Raw genomic sequence first — 13,813 nt, 5'->3', positions numbered from 1 at the left:
AGTGGTCAAACTGCACCACGCGCATCGCCCGGCGGGGCTCCTCCCCCGGTCAGGAGCGGGTGACCGTCCCGCACCCTTCGCCCTGGATGTCCCTGCTGCGGTCGTACGGATCCACGGCGGGCCCGGTCGGCGTCGGCCCGGCCGGGGTCTCCCGCGGGAAGTCCGGGTGCAGGAAGCCGTCGGCCGAGTCGCAGCCGACGTTCGACCACTCCGAGACGTACTTGCGCAGCTGGAGCTTGCCGCGGGTGGCCTCCCAGCGCGCCGGGTCGAGCAGGCTCAGGGTGATCTGCCGGCGCACGATGGTGCGCTGCACGTTCGATCCCCCGTCCGTCATGGGGTGGACGAAGGTGTAGTCCGTCACCACGAGCAGCTCCCCGGGCTCCCCCTGCTCCGCGCGCATGCTGCCGCGCACCTTGACGACGTCACCGACCGGCTTGACCTTCGCCTGGTCGAAGCGGGTGAAGAGCAGCACCGGGGTGTTCTCCGCGGTGGGCTCGGTCAGGGACTGCTCCACCCGCTGCGGGACCTCCGGCTGCCGGGGGTCCAGGATCGCCAGGGCGGCGGCCGGCCGCTCACCGCGCAGGGTCGCCGGGTCGAGGTTGGACGCGATCAGGAACTGCCTGGCCTTCTCCAGCGCGTCCGCGACCTGCTGCTTGGACGTCCCGCCGACGGCCGTGGCCTCGGGGACCTCGATGCCCGCGGCCCCGTCGGCCCACTGGAGGGCCGGGGAACCACGGAAAGGTTCCTGCAGAGTCGGCCGGTCCGGGTCCACGGCCGGCGGGGGCGCGGTCGGGCGTACGGACTCCGCGGGCAGCGGAGCAGCGTTCTTCGCCTCCTGGCGGGCGTCCGCCTTGCCGGTGATGCGGTCGATCACCAGCTCGGGCCGTACGGCGATCAGCGCCAGCCCGGCGATCAGCACGACGGCCACGGCGGCCCCGAGCCGCCCCGGGCGCCGGCGCCCCTGCCGGGCGGGCCCGGTGCGCCAGCCCGGCGGCTCCTGGCCCTGCGTCTCCCGCAGCCGCTCGGTGACCATCCGCGCCCGCGCCGAGGGCTCCCTCGGCGCCGCGCCCGTGCCGGCGGCGGCGTCCTCCTGGAACCGGCGCCATTCCTCGTCGGAGGCCCCCGCGCCGCCGTTGCCGTGGTGGTTGTCGTTTCCCATGCCCTGCGCCCCCCTGCGTCCCCAACCCCTGTTGCGACGGTCAGAAGCCATGTCTGACCGGCCGGATGCTACTGGCCTCCGGTACCGGGCCGATCATGGGGGTCTGGCTCCGGCGCACACGGGTGCGGATGCGCGAGGACCCCCGGTCCGCGGAGAACCGCGGACCGGGGGTCCTGGACGGGACGGAGGCTACTTGTTCGCCTTCTCCCGTTCCTTCTGCTCCTGCTCTTCCTTCTTCAGCTCCGACGCCGGCGCCTTGCGCCCGCAGACGGCCTTCCAGTTCAGCGGGCCGATGCCGCCGCACCAGATCTCGCCGTCGTCGGCGTTCTGCTTCCAGTCGTTCGTGACGATGTCCGCGCACTTCTTCTTGTCCGGCGCGAAGCGCGGGCAGGTGCCGTCCGCCTTCTTGACGGTGTGGGCCCGCCAGGCGTCGATGCCCATCGTCATGTTGTCGGACTGCGGCATGTACCGGTTGACCGACCAGGACGCGCCCATCGTGGCGAACAGCGCGATCGCGCACACCATGCCGGTCGCGAGCTGCGCGACGACCCGCCGGGGCACGACGCGCGCGGCCGGGGCCGCGCCGCTCGGCCGCAGGGTGCGCTCGGCCCAGCCCGAGCCCCGGTTGACCACGGCCATCATGCCGAGGACGGCCAGGATCATCAGGCAGTACATGATGATCCAGGTGGTGCGCGGGAAGAGCTGCACGGCCTTGTCGTGGGCCATGTGCGAGGCGAACCAGAAGCGCGCCAGCCAGGCGCCCGCCAGCGTGGCGGCAGCGGTGAGGACCATGATGTTGCGCAGGCCCAGGCCGACGCCCAGGCCCACGGCGAACAGCAGCAGCAGGGCGAAGCCGCTCTGCCCGGCCATCTCGCCGGCCACCGGCCAGGTCTGGTACTCCAGCTTCCCGGAGCGGTCCGACACCCAGCCCAGTACGTACGCCGGGTCGACGTACACGGCCAGGAACGCGTAGCGGTCCGGGGTCTGGGAACCGAGCCGGGCCATCTGATAGATCAGCGGGGCGCCCACGACGCCGGCCGTCAGCAGGGTGACACCGACGAACGCGGCGGTCCGCTTGACCACGGCCTTGCCGGCGCGCCACGGGAAGACGCACAGCGCCAGCAGGAACACGCCGGGTGCGGCCCAGACGTACCAGCCGGAGTACCAGAGGAAGACCACGCCGAAGACGAGGCCGAGGACCGCGCCGCGCAGCAGCGTCGCGCGCAGTGGCCGGTCACCGGCGCGGCGCATCTCGCGCAGGGTGTAGCCGAGCAGCGGCAGCAGGACGAGCATGCTGGCGTGGCTGTACGGACGGATCGGGTCCATGAAGAGGATGGCCGAGGGCACGGCGATCAGCAGCGCCCAGAACGGCCGGAGCAGCAGCCGCCAGGCCAGGTACGTCATCGGGCCCGCGATGGCGGTGAAGAAGATCTGGAAGTCCTTGAGGGCGAACCCGGGCCCGCCGGGGACGCCGCCGTAGCGGTACTTCGCCCAGACGGCCATCAGGCCGGGGAAGAGCGGCGGGTAGATGCCCGACGGACCCTCGCCGTGCAGGAACGAGTTGGCCATGGCGATCAGGGCGCTCGGGTCGCCCTCCTGGCCGCCGAGGCCCCAGGGCGTACCGCGCAGCGCGACGACGACGCCGCCCGCCACCACACCGGTGGCGAGACCGGCCAGGGCCGCGCACACCAGGCGCTTCGCCAGCTGGTGGCGGTGCAGGCTGCCGCGGTAGGCGGTGAAGAGCAGGATCGCGAGCAGCGGCAGGCCGAGTACGGCCGCGTACATCTGGAGCTTGGCGAGACCGCTGACCTGACCGATGCGGACGAGCGGGTTCACGCTGATGTGCGTGCTCAGCAGCGTGAACCCGAGGGCTGCCACCAGGCTGACGACGACCTCGGCCAGGGCCAGGACCCACCGCCGCGACAGCCACGCCTCGCCCCGGGAGGGGGACAAGTGGCCCTTGTCTTGCGCCGGTTCGGCAGGCCGCTGCGCCGGAGCGCCGGCCTCACCGACCTCCTCGGTGGCCAGGTGTGTCATCTCAGTCCGTTTCGTGGTGGGCGGAGTCGGCTCAGTTCTGGCCGGAGGTGAAGGCGTGCTTCGCCAGCGTACGAGCGCCCTCCTTGTGCCCGCGGCGCAGGGCTCCGGGGAGCATCGTCAGCGCGTGCAGACGGGAGGCGCTGTGGAAGCGCGCCGCGCGGGCCGCCTTCGGCCAGCCGCGGGAGTCCATGCGCGCGGCGACCGCCGAGAAGTACCGCTCGGCCTCGGCGAAGCGGGTGCCGGAGAAGGCCTGCACCGAGGACTCGCTGACTGCGTGGCGGCGGTACTGGAACACGGTCGTGGAGTTGTCGATGACCATCTCCTCGCCGTCTTCGAGCAGGTCGACGACGAGCGCGAGGTCCTGGATCACCGAGTAGTCGTCGCGGAAGTTCACCTTGCGCAGCGCCTCGCCGCGCCAGGCGATCGACGGGAAGTAGAGCCAGTTGCCGCGCAGCACGCTGGCGGCCAGCTCCTCACCGGCCATCAGCCGGCGGCCCTTCACCTGCGGTGCGTACAGCCGCTTCTTGGTGTTGTCCGCGAGGCCCGCCGTCACCTGGCCGTCGCCGTCGATGACCTCGACGCCGGGCTGGACCATGCCGATGCCCGGGTGGGCCCCGACGATCCCGCGCACGGTCTCCAGGTAGTGCGGGTGCAGCAGGTCGTCGCAGCCCATGATGACGACGTAGTCGGCCTCGGACAGCCGCACGCACTTCTGGAAGTTCTTGGTGATGCCGAGGTTCTGCTCGTTGCGCGTGTAGTGGACCCGGTCGTCACCGAGCTGCGCGAACCAGCCGGGTACCTCGGGCTCCTTGCCGTCGTCGATCACGACGAGGCGGAAGTCCCGGTCCGTCTGCGCCAGGACGCTGCGGACGGCGTCCTGCATCAGCTGCACGTCCCCGTAGTAGGGGAGCATGAAGTCGAAGGTCACCATGGACTTCAGGCCTTCACGGAGTCGGAGTCGGCGCCGGCCTCGGCCTCGGCACCGGCGGCGGAGTCCGGGGCGGCGGCCTGCGCCACGACGGCGTCCGCACCCAGGCGCTCGTCGTTGTGCCGGACGCCCTCGTTGATGGCCACCGTCCGGGCGAGGTCGGTGATCTTCTTCTCCAGCGAGCGGAAGCGCAGGAAGGTGTTGAGCGTGAGGAAGCCCATCGCGAGGACCATCACGTACAGCACCAGGTCGGTGCCACGGCCGACGCCCAGCTGCTGGGCGAGCCAGGTGACGTCGGTCGGGCGGAGCACCGCGTACACGTTGACGACGACGAACGCCGAGAACGCGATGCGCTTCCACGCCCGGTTCTTCGCCTGGCCCCAGGTCCGGATGAACATCAGGGCCATCGACACCGAGCCGACGATCAGCAGCAGCTGGATCCAGAAGTACTTCATCGACGCCCACGCTCCCGCAGCGAAATGTCAAAAAGGATGTTGACGCCGTTGATCAGGGACTGACCCTTGGCGCGTGAGTAGTCGGTGTAGAGGATGTCCACCGGTACCTCGGTGACGCGCAGCGTGGAGCCGGCGAGGAAACCGACGAGCTCGGACGCGTGGGCCATGCCGTTCATGGTGATGTTCAGCTGCTCGGCGGCCTCACGGCCCAGCACGCGCAGGCCGTTGTGCGCGTCGGTGAGTTTGAGCTTGCGCGCGGTCGGGCTGACGGCGGCGGCCGTGCGCAGCACGACCTGCTTGATCCACGGCACTTGGCCGTTCTGCTCGATGAAGCGGGAGCCGAGCACGACGTCGGCCTCGTCGCGGCGGAGCACCGCGACCATCGTCTCGACGTCCTTGGTCTGGTGCTGACCGTCGGCGTCGAAGGTGGCGAAGTAGCGGGCGCCGGGCTGGGCGAGCGCGTAGGTGAGACCGGTCTGCAGGGCCGCGCCCTGGCCGAGGTTGACCGGGTGCCGCACCAGGTGGGCGCCGGTCGTCGCTATGTGCTTGGCCGAGTCGTCGGTGCTGCCGTCGTCGACGACGACGATGTTGGGGAACGTCTTGCGGGCCCCCTCGACCACGTCGGCGATCACCTGGCCCTCGTTATAGGCCGGTATGACCAGCCAGACATCGTCGTATTGGGACACGGTAGCTCCAGCGGAATGTGGCACATACGAGTGCTCGGTGATCGGTGTGACGTCGTGGGGAGGCATGGTCATTTCCCGGCCGCGCCCACGCCCGGGGGGCCTGCGTCGGCCATCTGCCGGGGTGCTTCACCGGCTGCGGCCGCGGCTCCGGGGAAGCTCAGCCTGAGGGCTGCCAGCATAGCGAGGACGGTGGCGGTGGAGCCGAGGGCGTAGGCGAGGATCACGCGCACGGCCACGTCGCCGGGGACCAGGGTGATGCCCACCAGCACCGCGGTGCCGACGGCCCAGCAGAGCAGCTGCAGGTTGTGCCGCTTGAATACCATGAGCGCCTGTCCGAGAACCATCGCGAACATGTACGCGACGGTGCCGGCGGACAGCAGGAAGAAGTCGAGGCGGTCCAGCACCGGGTCCTCGATGTGGAAGAGCACCTCGATGAGCCAGGGGCCGAGGACCGTGGCGGGCACCCCGCCGAGCAGGCCGAGCGCTCCGACGACCGTGCCGATCCGGCGCAGCATCGCCCAGAAGGCCACCCGGTCGCCGGCCGTGAAGGCGGCGGTGAGGCCGCTGAGCAGCGAGGCCTGGAGCGAACCGAAGACGAAGAGCGGTACCCGCGCCAGGACCAGGGCGCTGAGCAGCGCCGCGATCAGCGCGCTGTCGGACGGGGCCAGCAGCTTGGTGCTCATCACGGCCGCGTTGACGACCAGTTGGGACAGCAGGGTCGCGCAGACCAGCAGGCCGAGACCGTTGCACAGGTCCCGCCAGGCGAGGGGCTCGCCGGGCCCGACCGCGCGCAGCAGCGCGGGCAGCGTGACCAGCGTCGCGACGAGGGGCGCGACGGCGAGGATGAGGCTGAAGGCCAGCGCCGAGTGCAGCCCGGACAGTGCGCAGCCGAAGGCGAGCGCGATCCGCAGGCCGCCGTCGACGGCGAGCTGGGCCCCGTACGCGCCGAAGCGGCCGAGGCCGGCGAGCACCCCGCGGGTGAGGTAGCAGGCGGCCATGCCGGTGAAGGCCCCGCCGAGCGCGGCGACCAGGGCGCGGTCCCCGTGGAAGAGCAGATCGGCGATGGGCTGGGCGCCGAGGCCGAGGACGAGCAGGGTCGCGCCGAGGATCCCCGCGGTGAGCAGGGTCGCGCGGCGCAGCACCGGGGCGGCGCCCTGACCGAGGACCACGCGCGCGGAGACGATCCGGGTGAGTTCCTGCTCGATGGGGAAGAAGACGCCGATGCCGATGGACATCACGATCGTCCACAGCACGGACACGTTCGCCTGGGCGTCCGTGGTCAGGCTGTAGCCGGCCACGCCCAGGTGGACGTACGAGGCCGCGCCGAGCACGACGGTGCCGCCGGCCACCGCGACGGTGCCCGGCGGCAGCGCCGCGCTCAACTTGGTCAGGAGGGTCTTCATCCCGCCCGGCCGTCCCGGGCCGCTCCGGCCAGTGCCGTGAAGGCGGGGGTGGCGAGCGCCTCGGCCAGCTGTTCGCGCCAGTCGGCGAGCGGGGCCATTCCGGCCTCGTCCCAGCGGTCGTGCGCGAGCACGCTGAAGGCGGGGCGGACGGCGGGGCGGACGAACGCCTCGGAGGTCGTCGGCCGGATCCGCTCGGGGTCGAGCCCGCTCAGCCGGTAGGTCTCGCGGGCGAGCCCCATCCAGGTGGTCCGGCCGCTCGCGGTGCCGTGGTAGATCCCGCCCATGGCATGGCCCTTGAGCGCGGCCCGGCCGAGCTCGACGAGGTGGCGGGCCAGCGCGTAGGACCAGGTGGGCTGGCCGTGCTGGTCGTCGACGACGTCGAGGGTGTCCCGCTGGGCGGCCAGCTTCAGCATCGTGGCGACGAAGTTGGGGCCGTGCTCGCCGTACAGCCAGGCGGTGCGGACCACGTAGCCGTCCTGCGGCAGCAGTTCGGCCACGGCCTGCTCGCCGACCAGCTTGGAGCGGCCGTACGCGTTCACGGGCCCGGTGGCGGTGTCCTCGCGGTACGGCTCCGAGGCGTCGCCGGGCAGCACGTAGTCGGTGGAGACGTGGAGCAGGCGCACGTGGGCGGCGGCGCAGGCCTCGGCGAGGACGCGCACACCGGTGCCGTTGACGGCGGTGGCGGCTTCCTCGGCGGTCTCGGCACCGTCCACGTCGGTCCACGCGGCGCAGTTCACGACCACGGTGAAGCCCTCGACGGCGGCCCGGACGGCAGCCGGGTCGGTGATGTCGAGGTCGGCACGGCGCAGGCCCACGGCCTCGATCCGGGCGCGCTTCAGGACGGCCAGGACGTCCTGGCCGAGCATCCCGGCGGCGCCGGTGACGAGCCAGCGCCCGGCTCGCGGGTCGGTGCTCACTTCTGCAGGGCCGCCTTCGCCTTCAGCGGCTCCCACCAGGCGCGGTTCTCGCGGTACCACTCGATGGTGGCCTTGATGCCGTCCTCGAAGGTGACCTGCGGGGCGTAGCCCAGCTCGGCGCCGATCTTGCTGATGTCGATGGAGTAGCGGAGGTCGTGGCCCTTGCGGTCCTCGACCTGCTCGACCATCTCCCAGCCGAGGCCGGCGGCCTCCAGCAGGACGCCGGTGAGCTCCTTGTTGGTGAGCTCGGTGCCGCCGCCGATGTTGTAGACCTCGCCGGCGCGGCCCTTGCGCATGGCCAGGTCGATGCCGCGGCAGTGGTCGGAGACGTGCAGCCAGTCGCGGACGTTGCCGCCGTTGCCGTACAGCGGGACCTTCTTGCCGTCCATCAGGTTCGAGACGAACAGCGGGATGACCTTCTCCGGGAACTGGTAGTGCCCGTAGTTGTTGGAGCAGCGGGTGACCACCACGTCCATGCCGTGGGTGCGGTGGTAGGCCAGCGCCAGCAGGTCGGACGACGCCTTGGAGGCGGAGTACGGGGAGTTGGGCACCAGCGGCCACTCCTCCGTCCAGGAGCCCTCGCTGATCGAGCCGTAGACCTCGTCGGTGGAGATGTGGACGAAGCGGCCGACGCCGTGCTTGCGGGCGGAGTCGAGGAGGACCTGGGTGCCCACGACGTTGGTCATCACGAACGGGCCCGCGCCGGCGATCGAGCGGTCCACGTGGGACTCGGCGGCGAAGTGCACGACGACGTCGTGGCCGGGCATGACCTGGTCGACGGCCTCGGCGTCGCAGATGTCGCCCTTGACGAAGGTGTAGCCGGGGTGGTCCGCGACCGGAGCGAGGTTGGCCTCGACGCCCGAGTAGGTCAGCTTGTCGAAGACAGTGATCTGCGCCGTGGCATCTGCACCGAGCTGCTGGCGGACGAATTCTGAACCGATGAAGCCGGCGCCGCCGGTCACGAGGATGCGCATAATACGAAGAGTCTAGCGGCCTGCCGAACGTCACATTCCCTTGGCTCGGCTCCCCCGTGCGCTCTCGCATAGGGTTCACCCATGCGTGGAATCCTTTTGGCCGGTGGCACCGGATCGCGACTCTGGCCGTTGACCCGGGCAGTCTCGAAGCAGCTGCTGCCCGTCTTCGACAAGCCGATGATCTACTACCCCCTCTCCACCCTGGTGATGGCGGGGATCAGCGAAATCCTGATCATCACCACCCCGGAGGACCGCGACCAGTTCGAGCGACTGCTCGGCGACGGTTCGCAGTTCGGCCTGCGGCTGGAGTACGCCGTCCAGGAGCGCCCGGAGGGCATCGCCCAGGCCTTCGTCCTCGGCGCCGACTTCATCGGTGACGAGTCCGTCGCGCTGATCCTCGGCGACAACATCTTCCACGGCAGTGGCCTCGGCACCCGCCTCGCCCAGCACACCGGCGCCAAGGGCGGCCGCGTGTTCGCGTACCCGGTGGCCGACCCCACCGCGTACGGCGTCGTCGAGTTCGACGAGAACGGCCAGGCCATCTCCATCGAGGAGAAGCCCGAGAAGCCCAAGTCCCGCTACGCGGTGCCGGGTCTGTACTTCTACGACAACCAGGTCGTCGAGATCGCCCGCGGCCTGAAGCCCAGCGCCCGCGGCGAGCTGGAGATCACCGCCGTCAACGACGCGTACCTCCAGGCCGGCGAGCTGAACGTCACCATCCTCGACCGCGGTACCGCATGGCTGGACACCGGCACCTTCGTATCGATGGTCCAGGCCTCCGAGTTCGTCCGCGTGATCGAGGAGCGCCAGGGCTTCAAGATCGGCTGCATCGAGGAGGCGGCCTGGCGGGCCGGCCTGATCGACTCGGCCCAGCTGCGCGCGCTCGCCGAGCCCCTCACCAAGAGCGGCTACGGCAACTACCTGCTGACGCTGCTCGACGAGGAGGACGCCCGATGAAGTTCCGCGAACTCTCCATCGCGGGTGCCTTCGAGGTCACCCCGCAGCTGCACGGCGACCCGCGCGGCCTGTTCACCGAGTGGTACCGCTTCGACCGGCTGGCCGAGGTCGTCGGTCACCCGCTGAACCTGGCGCAGGCGAACCTCTCGGTCTCCTCCGCGGGCGTGGTCCGCGGCATCCACTTCGCCGACGTGCCGCGCGGCCAGGCCAAGTACGTGACCTGCGTCCGCGGCGCCGTGCTCGACGTCATCGTCGACCTGCGGGTCGGCTCCCCCACCTTCGGCAAGTGGGAAGGCGTCCGCCTCGACGACGTGGACCGCCGCGCGGTGTACATCCCCGAGGGCCTGGGCCACGGCTTCTGCGCGCTGAGCGACGACGCGACGCTTTCGTACCTCTGCTCGGAGACGTACAACCCGACCGGCGAGCACTCGGTCCACCCCCTCGACCCCGACCTGGGCATCGAGTGGCCGGCGGACGTCCCGCTGCTGTCCGCCCGCGACGAGGCCGCCCCGTCGCTGGCCGAGGCGATCGAGACCGGGCTGCTGCCCGACCACGCCGCCTGCCTGGAGTTCACCGAGTCCCTGCGCGTGAACTGACCCGCCGCACGTACGAGAGAGGGCCGCATCCCCGGACGGGGGTGCGGCCCTCTCTCGTACCCGTGCCCGCTCTCGCGCCCGAGTCCGAGTCCGCAACGCCGAAGGGCCCCGTCCCACCGCCGAGGCGATGGGCCGGGGCCCTTCAGTGCAACTTGGTGCCCGGTTCAACGGGCTACCAGGTCAGAGCACGAATTACTTCGTGATCTTGGTGACCTGGCCGGCGCCCACGGTACGACCACCCTCACGGATGGCGAACTTGAGGCCCTCCTCCATGGCGACCGGCTGGATCAGCGCGACCGTCATCTCGGTGTTGTCGCCCGGCATGACCATCTCCGTGCCGGCCGGCAGGGTGACGACACCCGTGACGTCCGTGGTACGGAAGTAGAACTGCGGACGGTAGTTGTTGAAGAACGGGGTGTGACGGCCACCCTCGTCCTTCGACAGGATGTAGGCCTGGGCCTCGAACTCGGTGTGCGGGGTGACCGAACCGGGCTTGATGATGACCTGGCCGCGCTCGACGTCCTCGCGCTTGATGCCACGGAGGAGCAGACCGACGTTCTCACCGGCCTGGCCCTCGTCGAGGAGCTTGCGGAACATCTCGATACCGGTGACCGTGGTGGTGGTCTTGGTCTCCTTGATACCGATGATGTCGACGGTCTCGTTGACCTTCAGGACACCACGCTCGATACGGCCGGTGACGACGGTACCGCGACCGGTGATCGTGAAGACGTCCTCGACGGGCATGAGGAACGGCTTCTCGGTGTCACGCGGCGGGGTCGGGATGGCCTCGTCGACGGCAGCCATGAGGCCGAGGAGCTTCTCGCCCCACTCCTTGTCGCCCTCGAGCGCCTTCAGCGCGGAGACGCGGACGACCGGCAGGTCGTCGCCCGGGAACTCGTACTCGGAGAGGAGCTCGCGGACCTCGAGCTCGACGAGCTCCAGGATCTCCTCGTCGTCCACCATGTCGGCCTTGTTCAGGGCGACGACGATGTAGGGGACGCCGACCTGGCGGGCCAGGAGCACGTGCTCCTTGGTCTGCGGCATCGGGCCGTCGGTGGCGGCGACCACGAGGATCGCGCCGTCCATCTGCGCGGCACCGGTGATCATGTTCTTGATGTAGTCGGCGTGACCCGGGCAGTCGACGTGGGCGTAGTGACGCGCCTCGGTCTGGTACTCGACGTGCGCGATCGAGATGGTGATACCGCGCTGGCGCTCCTCAGGAGCCTTGTCGATCTGGTCGAAGGCCGAGGCCTCGTTCAGGTCCGGGTACGCGTCGTGCAGCACCTTGGTAATGGCGGCCGTGAGGGTCGTCTTACCGTGGTCAATGTGACCGATGGTGCCGATGTTGACGTGCGGCTTAGTCCGCTCGAACTTCGCCTTCGCCACGGGGTCCTCCTGGAGAGTGGTTCTGTACGCCTTACTCATCGGCGCCAGGTGATCTTTGCTGGAAAGCCGGTCCCTCCGGGGCAACGGAAGTTAATTCCTGTTGCCCCAGAGGCTCCGGTGACAAGCCTAAAGCGTGTACTCGGAAGAGTTACTCGCCCTTGGCCTTCGCGATGATCTCCTCAGCGACGTTCCGGGGAACCTCGGCGTAGGAGTCGAACTGCATCGAGTAGCTGGCGCGACCCGAGGTCTTGCTGCGGAGGTCTCCGACGTAGCCGAACATCTCCGAGAGGGGCACGAGGCCCTTCACGACGCGTGCACCGTGACGCTCGTCCATGGACTGGATCTGGCCACGACGGGAGTTGATGTCACCGATGACATCGCCCATGTAGTCCTCGGGCGTGGTGACCTCAACGGCCATCATCGGCTCGAGGAGCACGGGAGAAGCCTTGCGCGCGGCCTCCTTGAAGGCCTGCGAACCGGCGATCTTGAACGCGAGCTCGGAGGAGTCGACCTCGTGGTAGCCACCGTCGAGAAGCGTGACGCGGACGCCCGTCATCTCGTAGCCGGCCAGGATGCCGAACTGCATGGCCTCCTGCGCACCGGCGTCGACCGAAGGGATGTACTCCTTCGGCACGCGGCCGCCGGTGACCTTGTTCACGAACTCGTACGCCGGACCGTCGGTCTCGGTGATGGGCTCGATCGCGATCTGCACCTTGGCGAACTGACCGGTACCACCGGTCTGCTTCTTGTGCGTGTAGTCGTGACGCTCGACGGCCTTGCGGATCGTCTCGCGGTACGCGACCTGCGGCTTGCCGACGTTGGCCTCGACCTTGAACTCGCGCTTCATACGGTCGACCAGCACCTCGAGGTGCAGCTCGCCCATACCGCCGAGGATGGTCTGGCCCGTCTCCTCGTCCGAGTGAACGTGGAAGGAGGGGTCCTCCTCCGCGAGACGCTGGATGGCGACACCCAGCTTCTCCTGGTCACCCTTGGACTTGGGCTCGATGGCGACCTGAATGACCGGCGCCGGGAAGTCCATGGACTCCAGGATGACCGGGTTCTTGTCGTCACACAGCGTCTCACCGGTGGTGGTCTGCTTCAGGCCCATGACGGCGACGATGTCACCGGCGCCCACCGCGTCGATCTCTTCACGCTTGTTGGCGTGCATGCGGTAGATCTTGCCGATGCGCTCCTTCTTGCCCTTGACGGAGTTCAGCACCGCAGTGCCGGCCTCCAGGCGGCCCGAGTAAACCCGGACGAAGGTGAGCTTGCCGAGGTGCGGGTCGCTCATGATCTTGAACGCGAGCGCGGCGAGGGGCTCCTCGTCGGACGGCTTGCGCTTCACGACCGTGTCGGCGTCGCGGACGTCGTGGCCCTCGATGGCCTCGATGTCCAGCGGCGACGGCAGGTAGCGGACGACGGCGTCGAGCAGGGGCTGAACGCCCTTGTTCTTGAACGCCGTGCCACAGAACACCGCGGTGATCGTGGCCTGGCCCTTGCCCTTGCCGGAGCCGATGATGATGCGGCGGACGGCGGCGTGCAGCTGCTCGACGGAGGGCTCGGTGCCCTCGAGGAACAGCTCCATGATCTCGTCGTCGTTCTCGGCGACGGTCTCGACCAGCTTGCCGCGCCACTCTTCAGCAGCCTCGGTGTGCGTGGCCGGGATGTCGACGATGTCGTACATCTCGCCCTTGGTCGCCTCGGCGGACCAGACGAACGCCTTCATCGTGACGAGGTCGACGACACCCTGGAAGTCGGCCTCGGCACCGATGGGGAGCTGCATGACGATCGGAACCGCACCGAGGCGGTCCTTGATCATGTCGACACAGCGGTGGAACTCGGCACCGGTACGGTCGAGCTTGTTGACGAAGCAGATGCGCGGAACGCCGTAGCGGTCCGCCTGACGCCACACAGTCTCGGACTGCGGCTCCACACCGGCGACACCGTCGAACACGGTGACGGCACCGTCGAGGACGCGGAGCGAACGCTCCACCTCGACCGTGAAGTCAACGTGACCCGGGGTGTCGATGATGTTGATGGTGTGGTCGACGTCCTCGAGCGGCCAGTGGCAGGTCGTCGCGGCGGACGTGATCGTGATGCCGCGCTCCTGCTCCTGCTCCATCCAGTCCATCGTGGCAGCGCCGTCGTGGACTTCACCGATCTTGTAAGACACACCGGTGTAGAACAGGATGCGCTCGGTGGTGGTCGTCTTGCCCGCGTCGATGTGAGCCATGATGCCGATGTTGCGCACCTTGGCCAGGTCAAGCGAAGTGGTAGCCATACTGGCTCAGTCTTCTCTCGGTCTCGATGTGGGT

The 13,813-nt window shown here is 69.5% G+C and carries 12 protein-coding genes; 2 read left to right on the top strand and 10 right to left on the bottom strand.

What is annotated here, in order from left to right; all coding sequences use genetic code 11:
- Positions 1-49 precede the first annotated feature (49 nt).
- The 8 genes from ACIPYQ_RS06290 to rfbB form a co-directional block, all read right to left on the bottom strand.
- Entirely contained in the window at positions 50-1,159 is a 1,110-nt protein-coding gene (locus ACIPYQ_RS06290; protein WP_401246711.1) for a hypothetical protein, read from the bottom strand.
- A gap of 189 nt (positions 1,160-1,348) precedes the next feature.
- Complete coding sequence (locus tag ACIPYQ_RS06285) at positions 1,349-3,196, bottom strand: hypothetical protein (protein ID WP_401246708.1); 1,848 nt, start codon at positions 3,194-3,196, stop codon at positions 1,349-1,351.
- Between the two features lie 31 nt (positions 3,197-3,227).
- Positions 3,228-4,127, bottom strand: coding sequence for a glycosyltransferase (locus tag ACIPYQ_RS06280; protein ID WP_401246705.1), 900 nt, complete (start codon positions 4,125-4,127; stop codon positions 3,228-3,230).
- A 5-nt stretch (positions 4,128-4,132) separates the two neighbouring features.
- On the bottom strand, positions 4,133-4,579 hold the full coding sequence (locus ACIPYQ_RS06275) for a DUF2304 domain-containing protein (protein WP_401246702.1): 447 nt from the start codon (positions 4,577-4,579) through the stop codon (positions 4,133-4,135).
- Positions 4,576-5,265, bottom strand: a complete 690-nt coding sequence (locus ACIPYQ_RS06270) for a glycosyltransferase family 2 protein (protein WP_319725460.1) — start codon at positions 5,263-5,265, stop codon at positions 4,576-4,578. The genes ACIPYQ_RS06275 and ACIPYQ_RS06270 overlap by 4 nt, the downstream gene beginning before the upstream one ends.
- Before the next feature lie 68 nt (positions 5,266-5,333).
- Positions 5,334-6,668 carry a hypothetical protein gene (locus ACIPYQ_RS06265; protein WP_401246699.1) on the bottom strand — a complete coding sequence of 445 codons (1,335 nt, stop codon included), beginning with the start codon at positions 6,666-6,668 and terminating at the stop codon, positions 5,334-5,336.
- Positions 6,665-7,585: a dTDP-4-dehydrorhamnose reductase gene (rfbD, locus tag ACIPYQ_RS06260; RefSeq protein WP_361753606.1), complete on the bottom strand. Its 921-nt coding sequence runs from the start codon at positions 7,583-7,585 to the stop codon at positions 6,665-6,667. Before rfbD ends, ACIPYQ_RS06265 begins: the two co-directional genes overlap by 4 nt.
- Entirely contained in the window at positions 7,582-8,559 is a 978-nt protein-coding gene (gene rfbB, locus ACIPYQ_RS06255; protein WP_361753608.1) for a dTDP-glucose 4,6-dehydratase, read from the bottom strand. The genes rfbD and rfbB overlap by 4 nt, the downstream gene beginning before the upstream one ends.
- A gap of 81 nt (positions 8,560-8,640) precedes the next feature.
- Here rfbB and rfbA point away from each other — a divergent pair, with 81 nt between their 5' ends.
- Complete coding sequence (gene rfbA / locus ACIPYQ_RS06250) at positions 8,641-9,516, top strand: glucose-1-phosphate thymidylyltransferase RfbA (RefSeq protein ID WP_319725466.1); 876 nt, start codon at positions 8,641-8,643, stop codon at positions 9,514-9,516.
- Complete coding sequence (rfbC, locus tag ACIPYQ_RS06245; RefSeq protein ID WP_361753610.1) at positions 9,513-10,112, top strand: dTDP-4-dehydrorhamnose 3,5-epimerase; 600 nt, start codon at positions 9,513-9,515, stop codon at positions 10,110-10,112. Before rfbA ends, rfbC begins: the two co-directional genes overlap by 4 nt.
- A gap of 192 nt (positions 10,113-10,304) precedes the next feature.
- Here rfbC and tuf read toward each other — a convergent pair whose 3' ends face one another.
- Positions 10,305-11,498: an elongation factor Tu gene (gene tuf / locus ACIPYQ_RS06240; RefSeq protein ID WP_150518320.1), complete on the bottom strand. Its 1,194-nt coding sequence runs from the start codon at positions 11,496-11,498 to the stop codon at positions 10,305-10,307.
- Between the two features lie 148 nt (positions 11,499-11,646).
- Entirely contained in the window at positions 11,647-13,779 is a 2,133-nt protein-coding gene (gene fusA, locus ACIPYQ_RS06235) for an elongation factor G (RefSeq protein ID WP_266603891.1), read from the bottom strand.
- Positions 13,780-13,813 lie beyond the last annotated feature (34 nt).

This window comes from Streptomyces sp. NPDC090045 (assembly GCF_044747975.1).
Classification (GTDB): Bacteria; Actinomycetota; Actinomycetes; order Streptomycetales; family Streptomycetaceae; genus Streptomyces.
Note: the sequence above shows the minus strand (reverse complement) of the source record. Positions and strands in the feature narration are given on the sequence as shown.